At 73.3% G+C, this 25,610-nt stretch carries 22 protein-coding genes; 12 read left to right on the plus strand and 10 right to left on the minus strand.

Going from position 1 to position 25,610, the window contains the following annotated elements; translation table 11 throughout:
• Window positions 1-686 precede the first annotated feature (686 nt).
• Window positions 687-1,778, plus strand: coding sequence for a substrate-binding domain-containing protein (locus ACQPW6_RS37870; protein ID WP_433894255.1), 1,092 nt, complete (start codon window positions 687-689; stop codon window positions 1,776-1,778).
• 139 nt (window positions 1,779-1,917) lie between these two features.
• Here the strand turns inward: ACQPW6_RS37870 and ACQPW6_RS37875 are convergent, their stop codons facing one another.
• Window positions 1,918-2,493 (minus strand): GNAT family N-acetyltransferase, encoded by a 576-nt coding sequence (locus ACQPW6_RS37875; protein WP_433894256.1) that lies wholly within the window; start codon window positions 2,491-2,493, stop codon window positions 1,918-1,920.
• Between the two features lie 157 nt (window positions 2,494-2,650).
• On the opposite strand from ACQPW6_RS37875, the gene msrA reads away from it, so the two are divergent.
• From msrA to ACQPW6_RS37910, 7 genes are all read left to right on the plus strand, one after another.
• Entirely contained in the window at window positions 2,651-3,163 is a 513-nt protein-coding gene (gene msrA / locus ACQPW6_RS37880; protein ID WP_433894257.1) for a peptide-methionine (S)-S-oxide reductase MsrA, read from the plus strand.
• A 143-nt stretch (window positions 3,164-3,306) separates the two neighbouring features.
• A complete protein-coding gene (locus tag ACQPW6_RS37885; protein ID WP_433894258.1) occupies window positions 3,307-4,407 on the plus strand; it encodes a Dyp-type peroxidase in 1,101 nt (366 codons plus the stop codon).
• Window positions 4,404-5,210, plus strand: coding sequence for a family 1 encapsulin nanocompartment shell protein (locus tag ACQPW6_RS37890; RefSeq protein ID WP_433894259.1), 807 nt, complete (start codon window positions 4,404-4,406; stop codon window positions 5,208-5,210). The genes ACQPW6_RS37885 and ACQPW6_RS37890 overlap by 4 nt, the downstream gene beginning before the upstream one ends.
• A 115-nt stretch (window positions 5,211-5,325) precedes the next feature.
• Window positions 5,326-5,889: an RNA polymerase sigma factor gene (locus ACQPW6_RS37895; RefSeq protein ID WP_433894260.1), complete on the plus strand. Its 564-nt coding sequence runs from the start codon at window positions 5,326-5,328 to the stop codon at window positions 5,887-5,889.
• Window positions 5,886-6,506 carry a methylated-DNA--[protein]-cysteine S-methyltransferase gene (locus ACQPW6_RS37900; RefSeq protein ID WP_433894261.1) on the plus strand — a complete coding sequence of 207 codons (621 nt, stop codon included), beginning with the start codon at window positions 5,886-5,888 and terminating at the stop codon, window positions 6,504-6,506. Before ACQPW6_RS37895 ends, ACQPW6_RS37900 begins: the two co-directional genes overlap by 4 nt.
• A gap of 164 nt (window positions 6,507-6,670) precedes the next feature.
• On the plus strand, window positions 6,671-7,111 hold the full coding sequence (locus ACQPW6_RS37905) for a response regulator (protein WP_433894262.1): 441 nt from the start codon (window positions 6,671-6,673) through the stop codon (window positions 7,109-7,111).
• 71 nt (window positions 7,112-7,182) lie between these two features.
• A complete protein-coding gene (locus tag ACQPW6_RS37910; RefSeq protein ID WP_433894263.1) occupies window positions 7,183-8,127 on the plus strand; it encodes a MerR family transcriptional regulator in 945 nt (314 codons plus the stop codon).
• Window positions 8,128-8,174: 47 nt separating this feature from the next.
• Here the strand turns inward: ACQPW6_RS37910 and ACQPW6_RS37915 are convergent, their stop codons facing one another.
• From ACQPW6_RS37915 to ACQPW6_RS37925, 3 genes are all read right to left on the minus strand, one after another.
• Complete coding sequence (locus tag ACQPW6_RS37915) at window positions 8,175-9,470, minus strand: hypothetical protein (protein ID WP_433894264.1); 1,296 nt, start codon at window positions 9,468-9,470, stop codon at window positions 8,175-8,177.
• 113 nt (window positions 9,471-9,583) lie between these two features.
• A complete protein-coding gene (locus tag ACQPW6_RS37920; protein WP_433894265.1) occupies window positions 9,584-10,474 on the minus strand; it encodes a hypothetical protein in 891 nt (296 codons plus the stop codon).
• A 340-nt stretch (window positions 10,475-10,814) separates the two neighbouring features.
• Window positions 10,815-11,849, minus strand: a complete 1,035-nt coding sequence (locus ACQPW6_RS37925) for an aldo/keto reductase (protein WP_433894266.1) — start codon at window positions 11,847-11,849, stop codon at window positions 10,815-10,817.
• A 161-nt stretch (window positions 11,850-12,010) separates the two neighbouring features.
• Between ACQPW6_RS37925 and ACQPW6_RS37930 the strand changes: the two genes are divergently transcribed.
• The 3 genes from ACQPW6_RS37930 to ACQPW6_RS37940 all read left to right on the plus strand — a co-directional run bounded on the left by ACQPW6_RS37930 (window position 12,011) and on the right by ACQPW6_RS37940 (window position 14,740).
• Window positions 12,011-12,886: a LysR family transcriptional regulator gene (locus tag ACQPW6_RS37930; RefSeq protein WP_433894267.1), complete on the plus strand. Its 876-nt coding sequence runs from the start codon at window positions 12,011-12,013 to the stop codon at window positions 12,884-12,886.
• 20 nt (window positions 12,887-12,906) lie between these two features.
• Complete coding sequence (locus tag ACQPW6_RS37935; protein WP_433894268.1) at window positions 12,907-13,449, plus strand: GNAT family N-acetyltransferase; 543 nt, start codon at window positions 12,907-12,909, stop codon at window positions 13,447-13,449.
• 121 nt (window positions 13,450-13,570) lie between these two features.
• Window positions 13,571-14,740, plus strand: coding sequence for a PP2C family protein-serine/threonine phosphatase (locus ACQPW6_RS37940; protein WP_433894791.1), 1,170 nt, complete (start codon window positions 13,571-13,573; stop codon window positions 14,738-14,740).
• Between the two features lie 4 nt (window positions 14,741-14,744).
• Here the strand turns inward: ACQPW6_RS37940 and ACQPW6_RS37945 are convergent, their stop codons facing one another.
• The 6 genes from ACQPW6_RS37945 to ACQPW6_RS37970 form a co-directional block, all read right to left on the minus strand.
• The gene (locus ACQPW6_RS37945; RefSeq protein ID WP_433894269.1) at window positions 14,745-16,250 is read right to left on the minus strand and encodes an ankyrin repeat domain-containing protein; all 1,506 of its coding nucleotides are present in this window, start codon (window positions 16,248-16,250) and stop codon (window positions 14,745-14,747) included.
• A 283-nt stretch (window positions 16,251-16,533) separates the two neighbouring features.
• Window positions 16,534-19,629 carry a GH92 family glycosyl hydrolase gene (locus tag ACQPW6_RS37950; protein WP_433894270.1) on the minus strand — a complete coding sequence of 1,032 codons (3,096 nt, stop codon included), beginning with the start codon at window positions 19,627-19,629 and terminating at the stop codon, window positions 16,534-16,536.
• Between the two features lie 275 nt (window positions 19,630-19,904).
• Window positions 19,905-21,182 (minus strand): class I SAM-dependent methyltransferase, encoded by a 1,278-nt coding sequence (locus ACQPW6_RS37955; RefSeq protein WP_433894271.1) that lies wholly within the window; start codon window positions 21,180-21,182, stop codon window positions 19,905-19,907.
• Window positions 21,183-21,305: 123 nt separating this feature from the next.
• Window positions 21,306-21,464 carry a hypothetical protein gene (locus ACQPW6_RS37960; protein WP_433894272.1) on the minus strand — a complete coding sequence of 53 codons (159 nt, stop codon included), beginning with the start codon at window positions 21,462-21,464 and terminating at the stop codon, window positions 21,306-21,308.
• A gap of 149 nt (window positions 21,465-21,613) precedes the next feature.
• On the minus strand, window positions 21,614-22,117 hold the full coding sequence (locus ACQPW6_RS37965; protein ID WP_433894273.1) for a peptidylprolyl isomerase: 504 nt from the start codon (window positions 22,115-22,117) through the stop codon (window positions 21,614-21,616).
• A gap of 81 nt (window positions 22,118-22,198) precedes the next feature.
• Complete coding sequence (locus ACQPW6_RS37970) at window positions 22,199-24,664, minus strand: FUSC family protein (protein ID WP_433894274.1); 2,466 nt, start codon at window positions 24,662-24,664, stop codon at window positions 22,199-22,201.
• 261 nt (window positions 24,665-24,925) lie between these two features.
• Here ACQPW6_RS37970 and ACQPW6_RS37975 point away from each other — a divergent pair, with 261 nt between their 5' ends.
• The gene (locus ACQPW6_RS37975; protein ID WP_433894275.1) at window positions 24,926-25,549 is read left to right on the plus strand and encodes a hypothetical protein; all 624 of its coding nucleotides are present in this window, start codon (window positions 24,926-24,928) and stop codon (window positions 25,547-25,549) included.
• Window positions 25,550-25,610: the final 61 nt, after the last annotated feature.

Below are 25,610 nucleotides of genomic sequence, written 5' to 3' on the forward strand. Positions count from 1 at the left end.
AGAAAGAGGGACAGGCGGCTCATGTGCATCTCCAGGGGTGGGGGGTGTGATGCCGGAGAGCGCTCTCCGCGGATTTTGTGGCAACGACTGAAGCACTGTCAACCCGTCGGCGGGGGTGGGCAGTTGCTGCCGATGCGGCGGCGGGTCCGGCTGATCTTCGGTGCCGCCCGGCCGGCGTGGCGATCCGCGGTCCCGCAGTGGTGTATAGGCCGCTCGCGGGCTGCCCGCGGAGCCGCCGATGGCTCTCGTTCCTTGACGGAGGGACGGCGGAACTGCCTATTCCGGCTTCACGTCTTGGAGACAATGGGGTCAAATCCACCCGGTGGGTGCCGTGCCGTAGGCGGCGCCGTTCGGCGGGGCGAAAATCGTCCCTGCCCCCGCCCACCGAGAGGTTAACTCCACCATATCGTGCGCGAATTGTGATCTGACGCAAAGGTGCAGCTCATGCCCGGTTTCCGGGTTCGCCGGCCGGCGCCGGGGTCGAACAACACCCCATAGCGGCGCAATCGGCGCGTGAGTTGATTTCAGCCACTCCTGCCAGCGTTATCAATTCGTGTTCCATGCCAATCACACAACCTTGCGATCTCTTTCGGTGTTTACTTCTTGACGTACGGGGCCTCAGCCGAGTTGACTCACCTCCACCTCGGCCGTGGTGTGGGGCGGCCCTGTCAGGGAGGCACCTCGTAATGAACGCATTGACGCGTCGAATCGTCGTCGGCACCGCCGTCGTTTCGATCTCGTTCACCATGGCCGCGTGTGGCAAGGCCGGTGACGACAAGAAGAACGACGGCGGCGGCAGCAAGGACAAGTCCATCGGACTGCTGCTGCCCGACAGCGTGACGCCGCGGTATGAGAAGTTCGACCGGCCGCTGATCGAGAAGAAGATCAAGGAGCTGTGCCCGGACTGCTCGGTCCAGTACGCCAACGCCGCCGGTGACGCCGCCAAGCAGGCGCAGCAGGTGGCAACCATGATCACCAAGGGTGTCAAGGTCCTCATCCTCGACCCGCAGGACGCGGTCGGCATCCAGTCCTCCGTGCAGGCCGCGGTGGACAAGGGCATCAAGGTCGTCGCCTACGACCGCCTCGCCCAGGGCCCGGTCTCGGCCTACGTCTCGTACGACAACGAGAAGGTCGGCGAACTCCAGGGCGAGTCGCTGCTCAAGGCCCTCGGCCCGAAGGCCACCCCCACCGCGAAGATCGTGATGATCGACGGCGACCCGGCCGACCCGAACGCCGCCGCCTTCAAGGCCGGTGCCCACAAGGCGCTGGACACCAAGGTGAAGGTGGCCTACGAGCAGACCGGTCTGTGGAAGGCCGATGTCGCCGCGCAGAAGATGTCCGCGGCCATCACCCAGCTCGGCAAGAAGAACATCGTGGGCGTCTACTCGGCCAACGACACCATGGCCGGCGGTATCGCCACCTCGATGAAGGGCAACGGGATCAACCTCCCGCTGACCGGTCAGGACGCGGCGCTCGACGGTGTGCAGCGGATCATCGCGGGCACCCAGACCAGCACCATCTACAAGCCCGGTGGCCCGGAGACCGCGCCCGCCGCGGAGATCGCGGTGGACCTGCTGAACGGCAAGGACTTCAAGTCGCTGGCCACCGCGAGCTCCAAGAGCGGTTCCGGCGAGAACGTGCCGTCGGTGCTGCTGGCGCCGATCTCGGTGACGATCGACAACCTCAAGGACACGGTGCTGAAGGACCAGGCGTACACGGTGGCGCAGGTCTGCACCTCCGAGTTCGCCGATGCCTGCAAGGCCGCCGGCATCCAGTAGCCCCGCCGGGGTGACACCCCGCTGACGGGCCGCACTTCAGGCGGCCGGCGTCCCCGACCGGGGCGCCGGCCGCCTTCGCCGTTCCAGGGGAGGGCGGCGGGCACGCCTGACGGCAGGACGGCCTGACGGGAGGGCGGCCCTACGGGAGGGCGGGCACGTCGAGCTCGCCCTTGCGGAGCCGGTAGACCTGGAGGCGGAGGTCGTAATACTTCTCCGTTTCGCCGACCCATTCCATTCCGACCCGCCTTGCCGTGGCAATACCGCGCTTATTGCCCGGCCGGACGACGGCGAACACCTCGTCCACACCGGACTCGAAGGCGTAATGCGCGATGGCGTGCCCCGCCTCGGCGGCCAGGCCCTGCCCCCATACCGGCCGGGCCAGCTGCCAGCCGACCTCCAGATCGACCCCGTACGGCGGCAGCGGCAGCAGCGCCACCCCGCCGATCAGCTCACCGGTCTCGCGCAGCTCGACCGCCCAGCGGCCGGCCGGCTTCTCCAGCGAGTCGCCGTTCGCCCGCCAGCAGCTCAGCAGCTCGCGCATGGCCGGGCCGTCCGGCGCGGTGGTCATCGCCGGGGCCAGCCACCGGGTCACCTCGTCGGCCCCGTAGACGGCGAGCGCCGCGTCGGCGTCCTCGACCCGCCAGCGGCGCAGGACGAGGCGCGGAGTGAGGATCCGGTCCTCTTCGAGGATCACCCGGTGCTCGCTTTCGGACATAAGCCGTACCACCTGGATTCTGAGGGAATTTTGCCGGGCCCCGCGGCCTTGACTGCCACAGGGAATCCTAATTCACCACCGCACTCCGGCCGCGGCGGTGGACACACCGGAACCGTGGACCACCAGGCAGGTGGCCCACCGCGCAGGGAGGACTGAGATGGCGGAGCAGACACAGAAGGCCGTCCTGGCGGGCGGATGCTTCTGGGGCATGCAGGACCTGATCCGGCGGCAGCCGGGCGTGACCGCCACCCGGGTCGGCTACTCGGGCGGCGACGTGCCCAACGCCACGTACCGCAACCACGGCACGCACGCCGAGTCGATCGAGATCCTCTTCGACCCGGCCGTGACCGACTTCCGGACGATCCTGGAGTTCTTCTTCCAGATCCACGACCCGAGCACCGAGAACCGGCAGGGCAACGACATCGGCCTCAGCTACCGGTCGGCGATCTTCTACGTCGACGACGAGCAGAAGCGGATCGCCGAGGACACCATCGCCGACGTGGACGCGTCCGGGCTGTGGCCGGGCAAGGTCGTCACCGAGGTGGTGCCGGCCGGACCGTTCTGGGAGGCCGAGCCCGAGCACCAGGACTACCTGGAGCGGTACCCCGACGGCTACACCTGCCACTTCCCGCGGGCCGGCTGGCGGCTGCCGGCCCGCGAGGCGAAGTGACCGCGAGGAGACCGGGGTCGGCCTGACCGTACGCGGCGAACGCGGCACCGGGGCGTTCGCCGCCGCCCGGCGGCCGATCCAGTAGGGTCGCGGAATCGACGTGATCATCGCGCGGAGACGCGCGGAGAGGTCAGGAGAACGGATTGCCGTCCGCATCCCTTCCCGCGCCGCGGCCGGAACCCGATCCGGAGCCGCAGCAGGTGCTCAGCCCGCTGACCAGCGCCTCGATCTTCCTGGTCGTCACCATCGACGCCGGGGGCGAGGAGCGCGCCCGCGACCTGCTGGCCGACCTCGGCGGGCTGCAGCGCGCGATCGGCTTCGGCTCGCCCGAGGCCACCCTCAGCTGCGTCGCCGGGATCGGCTCCGACGCCTGGGACCGGCTCTTCGACTTCCCCCGGCCCGCCGGGCTGCACCCCTTCCAGGCTCTGGAAGGCGCCAGGCACCGGGCGGTGGCCACCCCCGGCGACCTGCTGTTCCACCTGCGGGCCCGGCGCTTCGACCTGTGCTTCGAGCTGGCCGGCGAGATCATGGCGCGGCTGCGCGGCGCGGTCACCCTGCAGGATGAGACGCAGGGCTTCAAGTACCACGACATGCGCGATCTGATGGGCTTCGTGGACGGCACCGAGAACCCGGTCGGCGCGGCGGCCGCGGCCGCCGTCCTGGTCGGCGAGGAGGACCCGGAGCACACCGGCGGCAGCTACGTGGTGGTGCAGAAGTACCTGCACGACCTCGACACCTGGAACGCGCTGCCGGTCGAGGCCCAGGAGCGGATCATCGGCCGCACCAAGGCGACCAACATCGAGCTCGACGAGGACGCCTCGCACGTCGCGCTCAACACCGTGACCGGGCCCGACGGCGAGGAGCAGGACATCCTGCGGGACAACATGCCGTTCGGCAGCCCCGGCCGCGGCGAGTTCGGCACCTACTTCATCGGCTACGCCCGCACCCCCGACGTCACCGAGCAGATGCTGCGCAACATGTTCCTCGGCACCCCGGACGCGGGCCACGACCGCATCCTGGACTTCTCCACCGCCGTCACCGGCACGCTGTTCTTCACCCCTTCCGCGGACTTCCTCGACGACCTGCCCCCGCTGCCCGGCACCGCCGCCCGCGCCGCCGAGCCCGCCGTCCCCGCGCCGGCCCGGCCGGCCGGCGGCGACCCGGGCGACGGCGCCGCGGGCCCCGGTGACCCGGGCTCCGGCGATCTGGGCATCGGCAACCTGAACAGGAGCACGACCCCGTGAACAACCTGCACCGTGAACTGGCTCCCGTCTCCGCCGCCGCATGGGCCGACCTGGAGGCCGAGGCCCGGCGTACGTTCAAGCGCCATGTCGCGGCCCGCCGCATCGTGGACGTACCGGAGGCGGCCGGCTCCGAGCTCGCCGCCGTCGCCACCGGGCACCTGGACGGACTGGCCGCGCCGGCCGACGGCGTGCTGGCCCGCAGCCGTCGCTCGCAGCCGGTGGTGGAGCTGCGGGTGCCCTTCACCGTGGACCGCGGCCAGGTGGACGACGTCGAGCGGGGCGCGAAGGACGCGGACTGGCAGCCGGTGAAGGACGCCGCCAGGCGGCTGGCCTTCGCCGAGGACCGGGCCGTCTTCGAGGGCTACCCGGCCGCCGGGATCACCGGCATCCGGGCCGCCTCGTCCAACCCCGAGCTGACGCTGCCGGCGGACGCCCGGGCGTACCCCGACGTGGTCAGCCAGGCCATCACCGCGCTGCGGCTGGCCGGTGTGGACGGCGCGTACAGCCTGGCGCTGAGTGCCGACGCGTACACCGCGGTCAGCGAGACCTCCGACCACGGCTATCCCATCCACGAGCACCTGGCCAGGCTGCTGGACGGCGAGATCATCTGGGCGCCGGCGATCGACGGCGCCTTCCTGCTGTCGTCCCGCGGCGGCGACTTCGAGCTCCGGCTCGGCCAGGACGTCTCGATCGGCTACCTCGGGCACGACGCCACCAGCGTCGAGCTGTACTTCCAGGAGACCCTCACCTTCCTGGTGCACACCTCCGAGGCGATCGTCGCCCTCAAGCCGGCCACCCCCTGATCCCTCCGCGCCCCGGTCTCCGTCCCGGCCGCCCACCGGCAATCCCCGGTGGGCGGCCGGACGCTTTTCCACGGCCCGGATCTCACGTTTCGGCCGCCGGTTGCGTTTACCAGGTGTGAGCAAGCCACCGTTCGAACAGATCGTGACCGAGCACGGGCCGCTGGTGCTGCGGGTGGTGCGGGCCGTCCTCGGGCCGCACGACGCGGAGGACGCCTGGTCCGAGACCTTCCTCGCGGCGCTCCGGGCCTATCCGGAGCTGCCGGACGACAGCAACGTCGAAGCCTGGCTGGTGACCGTCGCGCACCGCAAGGCGATCGATGTCACCCGGGGCAACACGCGCCGCCCGGCGCCGGCCGGCGAGCTGCCGGAACGGGCCGGGCGGACCGGCCGTCCCGAGGACTGGGACCCCGACCTGTGGCGGGCGCTGCGGGCGCTGCCGGAGCGGCAGCGGCACGCCGTGGCCTACCACTACCTGGCGGGCCTGCCCTACGCGGAGATCGCCGCACTCACCGGCGGCAGCACCGACGCGGCCCGCCGGGCCGCCGCCGACGGCATGAGGACGCTGCGCCGCACCTACCCCGCGGACCCCGCGGACCCCGAGGGCCGAACGCACCAGGAGCGCCGCCTCGGCCGGACGACCGCGCCGGCGACCGACACGACAGGAGTACCCACGCCATGACTTCCCGCACCGGATCCGGCGCCGCCGAGCTCTTCGCGGGCCTGCCGGAGAACGACCCCGAGACCATCGCCCGGCTGCGCGAGCGGCTGGCCGCCGACGCCGGCGCCGAGGGCATCCTCGACGTCGCCTACCGCACCCTGGACACCCCGGCGGGCTCGCTGCTGCTGGCCGGCACCGAAGCGGGCCTGGTGCGGATCGCCTTCGCGGTCCAGGACCACCAGGCGGTGCTGCGGCAGCTGTCGGACAAGGTCAGCCCGCGCGTCCTGCACGCCCCCGGCCGGCTGGACGACGCGGCCCGGCAGATCGACGAGTACTTCGCCCGCCGCCGCAGGCGGTTCGAACTGCCGCTCGACTGGCGGCTGTCCAAGGGATTCCGCCGTGACGTGCTGGCCCACCTGCCGGAGATCGGCTACGGCCGCACCGAGAGCTACACCCAGGTGGCCACCGCCTCCGGCAGCCCGCGCGCGGTCCGCGCGGTCGGCACGGCCTGCGCCACCAACCCGCTGCCGCTCGTGGTGCCCTGCCACCGGGTGGTGCGCTCCGACGGCTCGCCCGGCCAGTACGCGGGCGGCGCGGACGCCAAACTCCTGCTGCTCGACCTGGAGTCCGCCGCCTGAGCCGCCAACTGCCCCGACCCGGCAGGGAGTCCGCCGCATACGTGCCGAGCCGCACGGATGCGGCGGACCCGGTTGGCGACAACCCTTGTTGTCAAGGTGTGCTGGAGCATAGGGTTGGGGCACCGGGCGACTGCCCGCACGGCCGGCGGCCGGTGAGGAGCAGCATGACGAGCGCCCATCCCGTAGCAAGCCCCACCTACACGGTGCTGCTCGTCGAGGACGACGACGCCGATGTGGTGCTGATCACCGAGGCGCTGCTCGAACGGGGCGGTGCCCGCGACGTCCGGCAGGTGGCCGACGGTGTGGCCGCGCTCGAAGTGCTGCACGACCCGGGCCTGACCCGTCCCGACCTGATCGTCCTCGACCTCAACATGCCCCGGATGAACGGCCTCGAGCTGCTCACCCACCTCAAGGCGGACCCCGAACTGGCCGTGATCCCGGTGGTGGTGCTGAGCACCTCGGCCGCCCCCGAGGATGTCACCGGCGCCTACCGCCGGCACGCCAACGCCTATGTCACCAAGCCGGTCGGCCTGGACGACTTCATCCGCGCGGTGCGGAGCATCGACGTCTTCTTCCTCGACCTCGCCACCAAGGCCAACCCGTGACCGGCCCGGCCGGCGGCCGCTGAGGCCGCCGTCCTTGCGTCTCCCGTGGGGGGAGAGGCGAGAGTAGGGCCATGAGCGGCGACACGTCCTACACGATCGGCGAGCTGGCCCGGCGGACCGGGCTGACGGTCAAGACCGTCCGGTTCTACTCCGACCGCGGGATCGTGCCGCCCGCCGGCCGCAGCCCGGCCGGCCACCGCCGCTACGACACCGATGCCGTCGCCCGCCTCGACCTGGTCCGCACCCTGCGCGACCTGGGCCTTGACCTGGCCACCGTCGCCGAGGTGCTGGACCGGCGGGTCTCGCTGCCCGAGGCCGCCGCCGCGCACGCCGAGGCGCTGGAGGTGCGGATCCGCACGCTCCGGCTGCGGCAGGCGGTGCTGGCCGCCGTGGCCCGGCGCGGTTCGACCCTTGAGGAGACCGAACTGATGCACAGACTCGCCGCCCTGTCGGAAGCCGAGCGCCGCAGGCTGACCGCCGACTTCCTGGCCGCCGCCTTCGGCGGCCTGGCCGACGACCCCCGGTTCGCCGCTGCGGTCCGCTCGCTGACCCCGGAACTGCCGGAGGACCCGGAGCCCCGCCAGGTCGAGGCATGGGTGGAGCTGGCCGAGCTCGCCCAGGACCCCGGATTCCGCGCCGCGATGCGCAGGACCACGGAGGACTTCGCCGCCGACCTGCCGGCGGCCGGTCCCGGCCGCCCCGCCGGCGTACCGCGCCGCGGCCCGGTGGCGACCGTACGCGACCTGGCCGCCCCGGCGCTGGCGGCGGGGGTGGACCCCGGGTCGGCCGAGGCGGGCGAGATGGTCGCCGCGGTGGCCGGCCGCTACGCCCGCGACATCGGCACCCCGGACGGCGCCGCCCTGCGCGGGCGGCTGCTTCACCGGCTCGAATCCGCCGAGGAGCCGCGCCGCGATCGCTACCTCCAGCTGCTGGCGGTGGTCAACGGCTGGACACCGCCACCCGCCCAGTCCGCGCCCCTGGCCTGGTTCATCCAGGCCCTGCGCGCCCGCCGTTAGGCCGCGCCCGGCAGACCCATGTGTCCGCACCGGGTCGCCGGCGCGGCTCAGCCGGAGACCCGCACCGGGTTCTTGCCGCAGCCGTACCGGGGACCCTGCGCCGCGGCGTACCCGGCAAGGACGCGGGCCGCGTCGAAGCCGCCGATGTCGTCCCGGTCGCGGGCCACGAAGGTCACATACTGCTTGCCGCACTCCAGGTCGGCCGTCGCCAGGTTGGTGCCGGCGTATCCGGTCCGGCGCGGGACGAGCAGCCTTCCGGGCCCGTAGGTCTCCGCCACGCCGTCGAAGCTGCGCGACAGGCCGAGGTCTCCCGACAGGGTGACCAGATCGAGATCGCCGACGTCACTGATCAGCGTGCACACGCTCACCGAGCGGCCGGTCGCCCGGTACTCGCCGCGCAGGTCCACCTTCGCGGGCAGCGCCGAGGCGGGCAGGCCGCAGGCGTCACGGGCCGAGGTCTCGAAGGCGGCATGCTCGGCGGCCGGCAGCGTCGGCGCGGGCAGCGTGCCCGCGCAGTGGCGCGACGAGGCGGCACGGTTGGCCAGCCGGACCGCCGCCTTCGCCATCTTCAGCGCGCCGTCGCCGTTCGCCCCGTCGTCGTCCACCGGCAGGATCGAGGCCCTGGGCCGGTACGACAACCGCACGACGTAGGGCGCGCTGTCGTCGTAGCGATCCGTCGCGAAGCACGCGCGCGGCAGCTCCACCCAGGCGTCCCGGTCGTCGGCCATGCCGGTCAGCCCGGGGCCGAGCGGATACAGGCCGCCGGTCAGGCCGTCCTGCGACCAGCCGCCGTCGGCGCTGTTCCGGTCGAGCACGTCGAGGTCGGCGTAGAAGACGTCCGAGGTGTCGTCGACCTTGCGGTCCCGCTCGACCCCCACCATGATCCGGCACTCGGGAGTGGTGTCCCCGTACGGCCTGACGTCCTGGGTGGACGTGGCCCGGTGCGGGAAGAGGGACGACAGGTTCACGCCCCAGCACGAGGGCGCCGCCGAGGTGAAGGGCAGCCGCCCCCTCGCCCAGGTCGCCCCGCCGCCGAACGCCACCGCCAGCGCGACGACGGCCGCCACGGCCCACACCGTCCACGGGCGCCGCGCCGGTATGGAACCCGGGTCGCCATCGGCCTCAGTGCCGGCGGGGGGTTCGCCCTCGGCGTCGGCCTGAGCCTGGGGTTCGCCCTCCGCGTCCGCCCGTGCCTCGGCCTCAGTGCCGGCGGGGAGTTCGCCCTCGGCGGTGGCCGCAGCCCGGGGCCCGCCCTCGGCGTCGGCCTGGACGTCGGCCCCGGGTTCGCCCGCACCGCCGGCCCGCGCATCCGCCCCGGAACCGGCCTGCGTGTCATCGCTCATCCGGGCATCCTCGCAGACCGCCCGCCGCGCCCCGGCGCCCGGCTCCCGCAGCCGGCGAACCGTCAACCCGTAGGCCCGTCAAGCGTGTTGGGGCAGCCCGCGCAGCCGCGCCCTCACGCCTCCGCCGCGTCCCGGAACACCAGCCGGAACGGCACCTCCGACTTGGCCGACACCTCCTGCCGCGGTGTGCCCTTCACCAGCACCGGGGCCAGCGCCCGCCACACCGCCTCGACCCGCTCGGCCCGGTAGTCCTCGTAGTTCTCGGTGGCCAGCAGCCAGGTGCCGCCGCCGCGCAGCGGCTCGACCTGTGCGAAGGCGTTGGTCGCCCGCAGCGCGGCGGCGCCGCCCAGCCGCTCGGTCAGCTCCGCGGGGCAGATGGTCAGCCAGTCGTAGCCGCGCAGCACATCGCGTGACGCGCTGATCGCCTCGCTGGCGATCGTCCACGGCGGCCCGGCCAGCGTCTCGAGCGCGGTGGTGTCCTCGTCGCCGTACGCGTACGAGATCTGGCCGAACGACGGGTCGACGCCCGCCGCGAAGCCGTGCATGAAGCGCAGCCACCGGGTCCTGGACGCGGGGTCGAAGAGCACCGCCTCCGGGCCCTCGATCCAGGCCCGTGCCCAGCTGGGGGAGTCCGGCAGCATCTCCGCCTCGGCGCGGATCAGCAGCTCGTCGGGATAGCCCTCGGAATCCAGCGCGTACATCGCCATGGCCAGACCCTCGGCGCCGTCGTACACGCTCTTGGCGACCCATCCCGCCGACATCGCGTCGAGCACCCGCGCGGTGCGCCGCTCCCGCGCCCCGCCGATCCGGCGCACCCGGGACACGAAGCCCCACTCGGCGAAGGCGGGGCCGCATGGCGCCCCGCTGGTGAGCGGTCCCCGCGGCAGCCGGGAGTCGGCGATCACCCTGGCCAGCGGGTCGGGGGCCAGCGTGTCGGCCGCCCCCATGACCCAGTCCTCCGCCAGCCGGCCGAACTCCTGCGTTGACGCGATGCGAAAGTCCACCTCGCACCGAATGAAATGCTCCACGTCCTTCATTCCCCAGCTTTGTTCACGCCCTCGACAACTTTCGGGCGCCCGCACGAACGCCTCCAGCCGTGTCCCGGTGGGCTACGACAACGTTGTCATCCCCTGTCGTGGACCAGCCTGGTTGGTTCCGGCGTGACGTGTCAATACCGTTGCCGCCGCGCGTCCGCCCGGGTGTCGTCGCGCCTCCGCTCGGGGGAGCGGTCCGCGGGCACGGCGGCGGGCCGGCTCCCGGGGGCGGTGGCGCCCCGGGAGCCGGCCCGCGGGTGTGCGGTCGGCGGGTGTGCCGACCGTGCAGGTGCGGTCGGCCGGTGTGCGGTCAGCGGCCGCCCTGGATGCGGCGGCTGCGCTGGTCGACGCCGGGGACGCCGTACGGGTAGTCCGCCGCGCCCGGATCGCTGGCCTTGTCGAGCCTGGCCAGGTCGTCCGCGGACAGCTCCACGTCCAGCGCGCCCAGGTTGTCGTCCAGTTGGGCGACGGTACGCGCGCCCAGGATCACCGAGGTGACCATCGGCCGGCCGAGCAGCCAGGCCAGCGCGACCTGGGCCATCGAGGCGCCGTGCTCGTCGGCGACCGCCCGGACCTCGTCCACCACCGCCCAGGTGCGCTCCACGCGGCTGCGCCGGTCGTACGCCTCGACGCCGCGGTCGGGGTTCTCGCCGAGCCGGGTGGCGCCGGTGGGCCGCTCGTCACGGCGGTACTTGCCGGTCAGCCAGCCGCCGGCCAGCGGGCTCCACGGCAGCAGGCCGAGGCCCTCGGAGGCGCAGGCCTGGGTGATCTCCCACTCGATCTCCCTGGCCAGCAGGCTGTACTGGGGCTGGAGCGTCACCGGCCGGCTCAGGCCGCGGAAGTCGGCGATGTCCACCGCCTTCTGCAGCTGCCAGCCGGTGAAGTTGGACAGCCCCACGTAGTGGATCCGGCCCTGCCGGACGGCGTCGTCCAGGAAGCGCAGGGTCTCCTCGACCGGGGTCAGCGGGTCCCAGGAGTGCACCTGGTAGAGGTCGACGGAGTCGACGCCGAGCCGCCGCAGCGAGGCGTTCAGCGCGCGGTCCAGGTGCCGCCGGGACAGGCCGACGTCGTTGGGCCCGTCGCCGGTCGGGAAGCGGCCCTTGGTCGCGATGGTGACGCGGTCGCGCACCGAGGCCGGCCGGGCCGCCAGCCAGCGGCCGACGATCTCCTCGGAGACACCGGCGCTGTAGACGTCGGCGGTGTCGATGAACGTACCGCCGGCCTCCACGAAGCGGTCCAACTGGGCGTGCGAGCACGCCTCCTCGGACTCCGCGCCGAACGTCATGGTGCCGAGCGAGAGGGCCGAGACGCTGGCGCCGCTGCGGCCGAGGTTGCGATGCTCCACGGTGAGTGCTCCTTGAATGGCGCAGAGGGGGACGACAGGGTGACGCGGAGATCTCCGCGTGGTGCGGCCGGGCCCGGCAGCCGGTTTCCATGCTGTCCCCGAACCGGTGGGCGCGTCCAATAGAAGAAAGAGAACGGATTCATCGACTACCGTTCTCAATCATGGAACTGCGCCAGCTTGAGTTCTTCGTGGCGGTCGCCGAGGAGCGGCACTTCACCAGGGCCGCCCAGCGGATGCTGGTCTCCCAGTCCGGACTGTCGGCCTCGGTGCGGGCGCTGGAACGGGAGTTGGGCTCGCCGCTGTTCGTCCGCACCACCCGCAGTGTCGAACTCACCGGCGCCGGCGCGGCGTTCCTGGCCGAGGCGACCCGCACCCTGGCCGGCGCCCGGGCCGCCAGGGAGGCCGTCGCGGCGGTCCAGGGCCTGCTGCGCGGCAGCCTGTCGGTGGGCGTCGAGCAGTGCGTCACCGTCGATGTCGGCGCGCTGCTCGCCCGGCTGCGCGCCCAGCACTGCAACGTGGAGGTGCGGCTGCGGCAGGCGGGCTCCGCCGCACTGGTCGAGGACGTGGCGGGCGGCCGGCTCGACCTGGCGTTCGTGACGCTGCCCGGGCCGCCGCCCGAAGGGGTCAGGCTGCTGCCGCTGACCTGCGAGCCGATGGTCCTGCTGTGCGGGCCCGGGCACCGGCTGGCCGGCGCCGCCGGGGTGGAGTGGGCGCAGCTGGCGGACGAGACCTTCGTGGACTTCCACCCGGACTGGGGCTCGCGCCGGCTGGCCGACCGGGCGTTCGCCGCCGGGCACACCCCGCGCCGGGTGGCCCTTGAGGTGAACGACGTGCACACGCTGATCGACCTGGTGCGGCACGGGCTCGGGATCGCGGTGGTGCCGCGGCCGATCGCCCGCAAGGAGCAGGCGGCGGAGCTGTGCACGGTGCCGCTGACCGGGCCGCCCGAGGAGAGCTGGGAGGTCTCGGTGGCGCTGCCCGACGGTGACCGCCCGAGCCCGGCCGCCCGCGAACTGCTCTCCTATCTGGACCGCTGACAAGGCATACGATCTTCCCCATGGCCCGTTCCACCCCGATACCGCCGCCCGCCGCCCCGCTCACCGACGGCGTGGTGGTGCTGCGGATGCGGCGCGCGTCCGACCTGGACGCCATCGCGGCGGCCAGCCACGACCCGGAGGCCCTGCGCTGGCTGGACGACGAGCCGATGGACGCGGCGGCCCGGGCGACCAGCATCGCCCGCGCCGAGGAGGGCTGGCGGACCGGGGAGGCGGCCCGGCTGGTGATCGCGGACGCGGCAACGGACCTGCCGGTCGGGATCGTCAGCCTCCAGTTCCGCGCCGAGGACACCGCGACGATCGCCTACAGCGTCTTCCCGGCCGGCCGCGGCCACGGCCATGCGCCGCGCGCGGTACGGCTGCTCACCGGCTGGGCCTTCGGCGACCTGGGGCTGGCCCGGCTGGTGATCGAGGCCGACGAGGGGAACGCGGCCTCGATCAGGGTCGCGGAGAAGTGCGGCTTCCAGCGGGTCGGCAGCCGCACCTCGCCGGACGCCGAGGGGGAACGGCGCACCACCGTGGTCTTCGCCCGGCTGGGGGCGTGAACCCCTCCCTGGCCTGATCCGCCCGGGGCCTGACACCGACCCGGTGCGGGCGGCGCACCTGGTCGGCCATCCCGTTATCACCGTAATACCGGACGAACATGGCGATACGCTCCCGTCTGTGATGATCCCTCACCGGCGCCGCCGCTCCCGCACGCCCGGCAGCAGGCGCAGCACCCTCTCCCAGTGGTCGCCGCTGCTGCTGACCGCCGCGCTCTGCGTGCTCGCGGTCTTCACCCCGGAGGAGTTCGCGGTCAGCCGGCTGCTGCCCGCCGCGCCCGCGCTCGCCGCGTCGATGTGGTCGGTCGGCGCGATCGTGCTGCTCGGCGTGGGGACGATGGCGGCCGTGCTGATCGTCCAGTTCGTCTTCGACGAGCCGGCCACCGCCTTCACCGCGGGCGCGCTGGCCGCCGTCACGGCAGCCGCCGCCTACGCCGCCCACGTACGGCTGCAGCGCGAGCACACCCTGTCCCAGGTCCGCTCGGTCGCCGAGGCCGCGCAGGCCGTGGTGCTGCGGCCGGTGCCGCACCGGCTCGGCGGGGTCGGCATCGAGACCCTCTACCTGGCCGCGGCGGAGGAGGCCAGGATCGGCGGGGACTTCTTCGAGGCGGTGGACACCCCGCACGGGGTGCGGGTGCTGATCGGCGACGTCCGCGGCAAGGGCCTGTCGGCGGTCGGCGTGGCCAGCGCCATCACCAACGGATTCCGCGAGGCGGCCTACGACGAGCCGGAACTGACCCGGCTCGCCGGCCGCCTGGACACCAGCATCAGCCGCTACAGCGACCACCTCACCGCGCCCGACGCGGGCGAGGGCTTCGCCACCGCGATCCTCGTCGAGGTCAGACCGGGCCGGCGGGAGGCCGCCATCGTCAACTGCGGCCATCCGCCGCCGCTGCTCCTCGGCTCCGACGCGCGCGGGCGGGCGGACGGCACCGGCTCGGTGCTCCGGGTGCTCGACCCGTCGGCGGCCTCACCGCCCCTGAACATGGCCCGGCTGATCGGCGGCGACTACACGGTGGACACCGTCGCCCTCGCCCCCGGCGACCGGCTGCTGCTCTACACCGACGGCGTCAGCGAGACCCGCGACCGCGCCGGCCGGTTCTTCCCGCTGCCCGAGTGGGCCGCCCAGCAGTCCGCCGTCCCGGCCCCGAACCTGCTCGCGCTGCTCCACCAGCAGCTCGTCCGCTACAGCGCGGGCGCGCTCGACGACGACATCGCCGCCCTCGTCGTGCACTGCGACGCCGCCGCCGACCCGTCCCACCGAACCCCCGCCGGCGCCACCGAGGCACCCTGACCGCTTACTCCTGGTCCTCGGGTGAGGTCTCCTGCGTGGCGGGTTCGAGCAGGCCGACCAGGGCCGGGTGGTCGAAGTAGCGGGCCCAGCCGAGGGGGGTGGACGTGTACTGCTTGTCGCGGAGGTTCGGGTCGGCGCCCAGGTCGAGCAGGGTACGTGCCAGGGGCAGGTCGCCGTTCGCGGCGGCCGCGTGCAGGGCGGTGGTCCAGGGCATGTTGCTCAGGATGTCGCTGCGGCCGAGGGCGTTGACGTCGAAACCGGCGGCGATCAGCAGCTCGACCGCGCCGGGAGCGCCCTGCGCCGCGGCCCAGGTGACCAGACCGGGCCGCTTCTGCCGGACCCTCGCGACGACCTCGGCCGGCGTGCCCCGCACGGCAGGGGCGTCGCCCGCCAGGACGGCGGCGATGAAGGTGTCGGCGGCGTCGAGCCGGGGCGGCCGGGCGCCCAACGCCAGGAGTCGGTCGGCGAGTTCGCGGTTCCCGTTGAGCTGGGCCAGCTCGACGGGAGTGTGCCGGCGAGGGCTGCGGTGCTCGGTGAACCGGGTCGTGATGTCGACCCCGTGCTCGGCGAGCAGGACCACCCGCTCGCGCTGGTCGTGGGTGATCGCCCAGGCCAGCAGGCTGCGCAGCATCACGGCCGGGGATTCGAGGGACTCCCCGAGCAGCCGGTGCCACGGGCCGTTCGTGTCGCGGCCCAGACCGTACTCGAAGAGCAGCACCAGGTGGTCGTCCTCGGCGGCGAACATCCGGTTGTAGAGGGCCTGCCCGTCATTGGGGTCGGCGCCCGCGTCGAGCAGCAGCCGGGCGAACGGGATCGCGTGCGGGTGCCACGGCCGGCCCTGCTCGCCGTGGCCGAGCACTCCGGTCAGCACCGTGAACGGGGTCGGCAGCGCGTGCCAGAAGCGGCCGTCGTTCGGGTCTGCTCCGGCGTCGAGGAGCAAGCGGGCCGTCTCCAGGGTCGCGGCCTTCTCTATGCCGGGATCGTGCCGGGCGTAGGCCTGGTAGAGCAGCGGCGACCAGCCGTGCGGCCCGCCCGTCCCGGCCGCGGCGGCCGGCCGGACGGCAAGATGCCGGCGCACCGCGGGGACGTCCGCGCACGCCGCCGCCACCAGCAGGTTCTCGGACGGAAGGTGGGGTCGCGCGGCCAGCAGCCGCGTCGCCGCCACCCGGTCAGCGGCCTCGTCCTCGGTGGAGGCCAGGCAGGCCAGCCGCAGGAAGCGGTCCGCCGCAGGTTCGTCCGCCGGAGCGGGCCTGCCGGGGTTCCAGCTGCCCGCGGTCACGATCTGCACGTAGCGGCGCAGCCGCGCCCAACTGGCGAAGCCGTGCTCGCGGGCCACCACCAGCTGGGCCGCGGTCAGCCGGAATGCCTCCCACGCCGGCGCCTTCGGGTGCAGGAGGACCACCCGGGCCCGCGCCGCCGGGTCGCCGGCGCGCACCGCGCGCTGCAACTCGCGGGCCTGGTTGCGGAGCTGGTCGAGGTCGGGGTTCTGGGGAAGCGAGGCGGTCGCCATCGCCACTCCTTTCGCGTTGCCGGCCGGTCCGCGACGCCGGTCGAAAGGAGGGCAGGGCACCTGTCGTACTGCCGCACCGCACTGGGTGGGCTCAGCCCTTTCCGCGGACCCGGCGGCGTCCCATGCGCCGATCATATGGTAGCCGCGAGCCGCCGAGCCGGGCGGACGGCAGGGCGGACGGACGGCAGCCCGGAGACGGCAGCGGGGGCGCCCCGTTCCCAGGACGCCCCCACCGCGGGGCCGGTCAGCCGGCCTCGGTCAACTGCCGGCCTCGGTCAACCGCTCACTGGTCGTCCGGGCACAGGTGCAGTGCCAGGACGTTGTCGCCGGTCACGGAGACATGGACGCGGCCGATGGTGCCGGTGTCGCCGTTGTTGGCGAGGCGGAAGTCGGTACCCGCGTTCTCACCGTTGTGGAAGGCCGCGTCGTCCAGGGTGAACGTCGCCGTCTTCCAGGTGTCGGTACCGGTCTTGGCCACCGTCGCCGACTGCTGGTAGGCGCCGTTGGTGGAGTCGTACTGCATGCCCCAGGTGCCGGTGCCGTGGTCGTAGTAGTCGATGGTCACGGTCGCCGTGTAGTGGCCGCCGGGCACGATGGTGTTGTCCACGTCGAAGTACTCGAACGGCGAACCGTCCGTCGTGGAGCGCCCGGAGCGCCCGCCGAGTGTCACCACCACGGTGTGGCCGTCGCCGTTGTCCCGCAGCCGCATCCCGCACTCGGTGTCGGTCGCGCCCAGCGTGTCGCAGGCGGTGGCGGCGCCGTCGGCGGCCGGTACGGTCGCCACCAGCGCGCCACCCGGCAGCCGCGTGCCGTCGGAGGCGGTGAAGGAGACCTTCACCGGGTGGTAGCCGGACGGCGTGCCGTCCGCGACCTTGATGGTGACCGGCGCCGTGGCGGTGGCCTTGTGCGACAGGTCGAGCGTGCCGGACGACGGGGTGACCGTCACCCCGGCCACGTCGGAGCTCGCCGTCCAGCGCACCTTGCCGGCGTGTCCGGCCAGCACGGAGGCGCCGACGGTGCCCGGCAGGCTGCTGCCGCCCGGCAGCACCTGGGTGCCGGTCGGGGTCAGGTAGCCGACAGCGGACAGCTCGCCGGAGCGGTACGACGGCGGCGCCGCCTTGGAGCTGGTGGCCCAGTGCGTGTCGGGCCGGGTGGACAGGCTGACGTCCAGGTCCCCGCCACGGGTGGCGAAGGAGGCCGGCAGCGCGGTCGACTCGAACGAGCGGCCGTCCAGCCGCATCCCGGTGACGTACGGCGCGTCGTCCGCGGCCTTCGGGGCGTCGATGCTGATCGTCCGGCCGGTGCCCAGGCTGATCTGGGCGCGCTTGAACAGCGGGCTGTTCAGCGCCAGCGTCGGGGTGCCGGGGGTGGCCGGCATCATGCCGAGCGCCGCCCACACGTACTCCGACGACAGCGCGCCGTTGTCGTCGTTGCCGGGCAGCCCGTCCGGCGTGGTGGTGAACAGCTCGGTCTCGAAGCGGCGGGTGACCTCCTGTGTCTTCCACGGCTGGCCCACGTAGTCGTACGCCCACGGCGCGGTGGTGTCGATCTCGTTGCCGGCCCAGTCGTACGGGGCGTTGCCGCCCGCGTTGAGCTGGCTGAAGAAGTCGTCGAGCCGCGGTACGGCCTTGTCCTTGCCGCCCATCGCGGCGATCAGGCCGGCCATGTCCTGCTGCACCGACCAGTTGTACTGCGCCGCGTTGCCCTCGTCGTAGCCGTCCTGGCCGAACGCGCCGGCCGGCGGGGTCTGGAAGCCGGGCCCGGCCGGGAAGGAGCCGTTGTCGTCACGCGGGCGCAGGTAGCCGGTGGCGGGGTCGTAGATGTTCTGCCAGTTGTTGCCGCGCTTGGCGTACTCGGCCTGCGTCTTGCGGTCGCCGACCGACGCGGCCAGCTGGCTGATCGCGAAGTCGTCGGTGGACCACTCCAGCGTCTCCGAGGCACCCTGCAGGCCGTGGTCGCCCTGCGAGGTCGCGTTGTTGGGCGCGTAGCCCAGCTTCACGTAGTCCTCGATGCCCGGCCGCTCCACCCAGCCCCAGCCGACCTTCTGCGACTGGGTCGCCGCCTTCTTCATGATCGGCAGCGCGGAGCGCACGTCCACGCCCTTGGCGCCGAAGGCCACGTACTGGGCGAAGAGCGGCACGCCGTTGTCGCCGTTCATCACGTTGCCCGTCATGTTCTGTGACGGCCACTTCGGCCACCAGCCGCCCTGCTGCTGTGCGTCGCGCAGCAGCGAGTTGGCCATGTCGCCGGCCTTGTCGGGGAAGACCATGGTCTGCAGCGGCGCCAGCGACCGGTAGATGTCCCAGTCCGAGAACGTCGCGTACTGGGTGTGCCCGCGGGGCACCTGGTGGATCGCGTTGTCGAAGCCGATGTAGCGGCCGTCCACGTCGTTGAAGACGCTCGGCGACTGGAACGAGCGGTACAGCGAGGTGAAGTACGTGGTCAGCTCGTCCTTCGAGCCGCCGCCGACGTTCACCTTGCGCAGCACGTCACGCCAGTCGCCGCGGGTGGCGGCCTGCACCTTGCCGACGTTCCAGCCGGGGATCTCGGCGGCCATGTTCTTCGCCGCGCCGGCCGTGCTCACGTAGCTCATGCCGACCTTGGCCGTCACCGCGGTGTCGGAGCCGGTGTCGAAGGTCAGGTAGGCGCCGGAGCCCGAGCCGCTCGCGCTGGACGAGCCGGGGGTCACCTTGCCGCCGGCCCAGGTGCCGTGCGCGGTGAACGGCCGGTTGAAGGTGATGTCGAAGTACATCGTGTACTTGCTGTTGTTGCACAGCCCGTGCGGCGTGGTGGTGCCGGACAGCTCGTGGTCGTTGACCACGTTCACGTCCGCCGACAGGTCGCCGCCCAGGCTGGTGCCGGACTTCACCAGCACCTGCGCCTGGCTGCCCGCCGGGTACGTGAAGGAGGCGATGCCGGTCCTGGTGGTGGCGCCGAGGTCGGCCTGCACCCCGGAGTCGGTCAGCTTCACGTCGTAGGAGCCGGGCGCGGCCTGCTCGTCGTCGTGGCTGAAGTGCTCGGTGCGCGCCGCGGGGTTGTCACCGACCGCGCCGGTGACCGGCAGGATCGGGATGTCGCCGAACGAGGAGCAGCCACCGGAGAAGTGGTCCAGGCTGAAGCCCTTGATGGCGTCGTCGGCGTAGTCGTATCCGGTGGGTCCTGAGGTGGTGTCCGGGCTGAACTGCATCATGCCGAACGGGGCGGTCACGCCGGGGAAGGTGTTCTCCCAGTCCACCCCCTTCTTCGTACCGATCATCGGGTTGACGTAGCCGGTCGGGTCGGACACCAGCGAGGTGCCGCCCGAATGCCCCGAGTGGGCCGGCACGGCGGCGACGGCCGACGGCACGGCCGTCACGCCCGCCGCCAGTGCCACCGCCACGATCCCGAATCTGCTCCATCTGCCACGTAGTCGATGCACCAAGGCCTCCACTGTCGCCGCTGCGTGACGTGCACCCCGCACCGTACGCGCAACGTAAAATAAGTCGCTTGACATCGTTGTCATCTGCGCGACGGCAGTCTGGTCCGGCGCTGCGTAGTCGTCAAGAGCGGTTTCCGCGAACAGGGCTCGCGGGCGGATCCGGCACCTCGCGGGCGGCCCGGGCACCCGGGCTCGGGCCGCCGGCGGGCCGAGCCCGGGCTGTCGCCGGGCCGGGGTCAGGCCGTCGCCGGGAACATCCCGGTGCTGCCGTCGTCGGCCGGGCGGACCGCGAGGATCTGGTCCACGCCCATCCGCCGCTCCGCGAAGGCCAGCGCGCTGCCGACGGTGTACAGCCGCCACACCCGGGCGGTCTCCTCGCCGACCAGCGCGGTGAACTCGTCCCAGCGGTCCTCCAGGGTCTGCCGCCAGCCGTCGATCGTCCGCACGTAGTGCTCCCGCATCGCCCGCACCGACTGCACCTCAAGACCGGCCGACTCCAGCAGGCCGACGGTCTCGCCGACCGGCCGCATGTGCATGTCGGCGGCGATGTACGTCTCGATGAAGGCGCCGCCGCCCGGCGCGTTCGTCCCCCTGGACATCTGCTGCACCAGGACCCGGCCGCGCGGTCGCAGCCGCTCGTACAGCATCGCCGCGAACGCCGGGTACTCGGCCGCGCCGACGTGCTCGCCCATCTCGACGCTGGCCACCGCGTCGTAGTCGCCGCCGCTGATGTCCCGGTAGTCAGCGCAGCGCACCTGCACCAGGTCCGACAGCCCGCGGGCCCGTACCTGCGCGCGGACGTGATCGGCCTGCTCGGCGGCCAGCGTGACGGCGGTGACCCGGGCGCCGTGCTCGCCCGCCGCGTACAGGGTGAGCGAACCCCAGCCGCAGCCGATGTCCAGCAGGTGCGAGCCCGGGCCGAGCCCGAGGCCGGAGCAGATCAGCTCCAGCTTGTCGCGCTGCGCGTCAGCGGGTCCGTAGCCGGGATCGTCGCTGGTCCAGTAGCCGCAGGAGTAGGCCATCGTCTCGTCGAGCAACGCCGAGTAGAAGTCGTTCGACAGGTCGTAGTGATGGCTGATCGCGGCCTTGTCCCTGGCCCGGCTGTGCAGCCCGCCGCGCAGCCGGGCGGGCCTGCCCGGCGCGGGAGGACGCGGCCCCACCGCGCCCAGCCGCACCGCGGTGCCGGCCGCGCGCACCCGGTCGGCGACCGAGAACCGCCCCGGCCGCACCCCCTGTCCGCGGGCCGCGCCCCACACGGTCCGCAGACCCTCCGCGAGATCGCCCTCGATGTCGATCTCACCGGCGATGTACGCCTGGGCGAGCCCCAACTCGCCCGGCTCCCACAGCAGTCGGCGCAGCGCCCGGCGCCCCCGCACCACGACGGCGGGGCCGCCGGCGGGCCCCAGTTCGCTGCCGTCCCACAGCCGCACCCGCAGTGGCAGCTCTCCGCCGAGAGCCCGGTCCAGATGCGGGCGCAGCCGATCGGCCGCGCCGCGTGACACAACGGAAGACACGTGCGTTCCCCTTCTGACGTCCCACCCCTCATTCGGAGCGGACCGCCCACCGGATTGCCCGGCGAAGGGGTTGCGGGTGCTGGGCGCGGAGCGCGTCCCAGGGATCAGCGGGTGGCGCCGTCCTCACGGCCGCGGACCGGCGGCCTCCGGCTCGGCGGGCGCGGGCCGCCCGGGGTCGGTGGCCGGCGCGGCGGCGTGGAACGGGTCGACGGCCGGAGTCGGGGCGTGGCCGCCCGACAGTGCCTCGTCGGGCTCCGGGTCGGAGAAGAGCGATGCGGTCATGAGAATCCCCCTGAAGTGATGATGCCCGGCCGCTGCCCCGTGCTGATCAGGGGGCGGCCCACCGACGACGGTACGCCAGTGCGGCCCAGGACGGGGGAGGCCCGCCCGTCGATCGACGAGGGCGGGCCGTCCGCGTTCGGCTCAGGGCCCTACTCGGCGACCACACCGCTCTCGGCGATGGCGATCTCGCCCTTGGTCGCGCCGCTGCCGCTGCCCAGCGCCTCGATCTTGGAGACCAGCTCCTGACCGGAGACGACCTCGCCGAAGACGACGTGCTTGCCGTCCAGCCAGCTGGTCGCGGCGACCGTGATGAAGAACTGCGAACCGTTGGTGTTCTTGCCCGCGTTCGCCATCGACAGCAGGAACGGCTTGTCGTGCTTGATCGTGAAGTTCTCGTCGGCGAACTTCTCACCGAAGATGCTCTTGCCGCCGGTGCCGTCACCGCGGGTGAAGTCGCCGCCCTGCAGCATGAACTGCGGGATGACCCGGTGGAACTTCGACCCCGCGTAGCCGAAGCCGTGCTGGCCGGTGGCCAGTTCACGGAAGTTCTGCGCCGTCTTGGGGACCACGTCGTCGTAGAGCTTGAAGACGATCTGGCCCTCGTCCTGGCCGTTGATGGTGATACGGAAGAACACGTTAGAGCTTGAAGTCATGGGCCATATCGTGCCACGTCCGGGCGCCCGCCCCCCAGGCGGCACCCGGATCGCGCCCCCGGCAGGTCGCCGCGCCGCAGGTCAGGTACCGGTGGCGGTCGGACGGCCGCGGCGCAGCGCGGCGCGCCGCGGCGACCGGTTCAGCCGGCGCTGGAGGGTGGCCGCCGCCCTGGCCGGCTCCACGACCGGCGCCTGGAGCCGGCGGGCCACATCGAGGTGGTCGGCGGTCCAGATCATCCTGATCGCCGCCGCCGTGCCGCGGCCGTCCACGTCGGTCAGGTCCCGGCGCACGGCGTCGGTCAGCCGGCCGTCGGCGCCATCGTCGTGGTGCAGCCGGCCGGGCACCTCGCCGTCGCCGCCCAGCGCCCGCGCGGTGTCCTCGTACCAGGCGCACACCCGCTCGGCGGCTCCCAGCACCTCCGCCCTGGCCGCCGTACGGTCGCCCGACGGCGTGTCGCCGGCCTGGTCCCACAGGTCGAGCACGGCGTCGGCGGTCAGCCGCAGGACGGCCACCGCGCTGATCAGCGCCGCCACGTCCGCCAGCGGCACCCGCTTGGTGCCCCGCTCGGCCAGGAACTCGCGGAAGGCGTCGTCCAGCCGCCGGGCCGCGGCGGCGGCCTCCCGGCGCTCGTCCAGCGGGGTGCGGCCGGCCGGCAGCTGCGCGTCGCAGCGCGACACCGCGTAGCCGACCGCGCCGCTCAGGTAGCGCGCGCTGTGCGCGAAGGCGTCGGAGAAGGCCAGTCCGAGCGCGGCACCTGCGCCGCGCGGCCAGAACAGTGCCCCCACCCCGGCGCTGACCGCCACGCCGATCGCCACGTCCTCGATCCTGACCAGGCCGATCGACCAGCCGGCCGGCTGGATGATGTTGAAGAGGATCAGTAGCGCCGCGGTGAAGCCCGCCTGGCCCGCCGCGAAGGAGAAGGCGGACGGTGCCAGGCCGGTGAACAGGATGGCCGGCGGCAGCAGGAACCACAGCACCGTGGTGTGGTCGCCCACGCCGTAGATCACCGCGCCGCCGATCGCGATGCCGACCACCGTCCCGAGCACCGCGCGCAGCGCGTTCTGGCCGGTCAGCAGCGCGCTGGAGCGCAGCACCGCCATCGTGCCGAACACCACCCAGAACGAGTGCTGCACACCGGTCAGTTCGGCGACCAGCACGGCGAGACCGAGCCCGACCGCGCCGCGGACGCTGTTGTGCAGCCACACCGAGTGCCGCTCGACGTGCGCGCCGGCCCGTTCCTGGACCGAGGACAGCGAGGACGACAGCGAGGACGACAGGGACGAGGCCAGCGAAGGCGCGGGCACGGACGTCAGCGGCGTCGGGACACCGCGCGGCGGCCGGCCGAGCAGCCGCTCCCACCAGCGGCGGTTGCGGGCCGCGACCCCGAGCTGCACGTTCGCCGCGATGGCCGAGATCGCGAAGCTCAACTCCATGGCGCGGAAGCCCGGTTCGAGCGACCCGACGAAGCCTTCGAGCGCCGCCCGCGGCGACGCCGCCTGCGCGGCGGCCGACTTCGGGGAGCGCCCGCCGGCCGTCGGGTCGGGGCTCGGCAGCGCGGTGGTGACCGCGTTCTCCATGGCGGCCCTGGCCTCCCGCAGCCGTTCCAGGCCGCTGCGCAGACCGCCGGGGTCGTCCGGGCCGCCGGGGCCGTCAGGGCCCGCCGCGCTGCCGTCCGCGCCCTGTTCGAGCAGGTCGGCGCTGCGCTCCAGCAGATCGGCCGCCGCGAGCTTGACCTCGCACACCACGGCGTCCGACGGCCCGGGGGAGGCGTCCAGCGGCATCCGGACCAGGATCTGCTCCAGCCACACCACCTCGTCGACCAGCCGGACCAGGGCGCGGGCCGCGGTGGAGAGGCCGGTGGGGCGGTACGGGGTGCCGAAGAAGGACGTGCGAAGTCCGGCCACCGCCGTCGCCGCCTCGGCCGCCACCTCGTCCCGCGCCTTGAGCCGGCCGGACTCGAAGTCGATCACGATGCAGTCGACCTCGGCGCGCAGCCGCCTGGCCAGCAGCGCGCAGGCCCGGGCGGTCGCGATCCGCAGCGGCTCGCGGGTCGGGGCCGGCCAGAGCACGCCGACGGCGATCACCGAGGCCGCCCCGGCCATCAGGTAGCCGGCCAGCCGGTCGGGGATCGAGGAGACCGGACCGGGCAGCGTCACCGGCACGATGAAGCCGGCCAGCAGCGCCGCCGAGGAGCCGGCCAGCGTCGAGCTGACCACCCCCGAGAACAGCACCCCGAACGACACGACCACCACCGCCAGCGTCGCCGACCACACATGCTGCGAGGCCAGCGTCCCGACGCACACCAGCACCCCCGCGGTGACCACCAACGCCGTCTGCGCGGTGATCCGTTCGCGGATCGGGCCGCCGAAGTCCACGAAGAGCAGCAGGGTGATCGAGCCGAAGGTCGCGAAGACCGCGGTCGTGGAGTTGCCGATCACCTCGAAGGACAGGGCGAACAGTCCGGGAGCGATGATCGCGGCGCGGCAGGCCCGGCGCAGCGCGCCCAGGCCGGGGTCGCGGGAGAGCAGCCACTGCGGGAGGGCCACGCGGAGTCCCTTCGGCGGTCGGGGTCCGTCGGACCCGCGGGTCGGACGGTGGGTGGGTCGGTCGAACCGTAGGACGTCCGGGGTCGGCCGGTCTACGGTCGGCCATCCGCGGCAGACGGGTGGTCCGCGGGTGGTGCGGTGCCGGCGGCCGGGGGTGGCGCGGTACCGGGCAGCGACAGCATGCCATCCGGCGGCCCGTTCGAGGCCCGTTCGCGGCCCGCCACCGGGCCGGTGTCAGTGCCTGGTGGAAGGCTTGGCGGCATGACCGCTCCCGCTCCCAACCGTGTGACGCCGATGGGTGACATCGTCGCGATCCCGCTGCGCGGCGCCTACACCGGCAACCGCGGCATCCTGCACTCCGGCCGGCGGATCGTCCGCTTCCACGCGAGCGACCTGTGGATCACCTGCGAGCTGCGCTTCCGCGGCCGGTGGCGCGAGCAGTGGCGGCCCGGCCACTACACGCACCTGTACTTCCACGACGAGGCGGTCTCCTTCGCGGCCGGCCACCGCCCCTGCGCGGAGTGCCGCCGCGCCGACTACCGCGCCTACCGGGCGGCCTGGTCGGCCGCGCTCGGCGGGCCCGAGCCGTCGGCCCGCGAGATGAACCGCCGGCTGCACGCGGAGCGGCTGGTACGGGGCACGCACCGCAGGCGGCTGCACCAACTGCCCTGGACCGGGCTGCCGGACGGCGCCTTCGTACGCTACGAGGACGGCGCCGCCCTGGTGCTTGCCGACGAGCTGGTCGCGTGGACGACGGAGGGCTACGGCGCCCGGCTGCGCCGGCCGGTCGGGGGAGCGGCCGAGGTGGTCACCCCGCCGGCGACGCTGGCGGCGCTCGCCGCCGGATACCCGGTGCGCATCGACCCGTCGGCCCGGCGCCGGTAAATCCGGGCCGCCGGATCGGCCCCGGGTGTAACGTGCCCGTCGCCGCCGAGTGATCGACTCG

Source organism: Streptomyces sp. CA-111067 (genome assembly GCF_050956065.1).
In the GTDB taxonomy this organism is placed as follows: Bacteria; Actinomycetota; Actinomycetes; order Streptomycetales; family Streptomycetaceae; genus Actinacidiphila.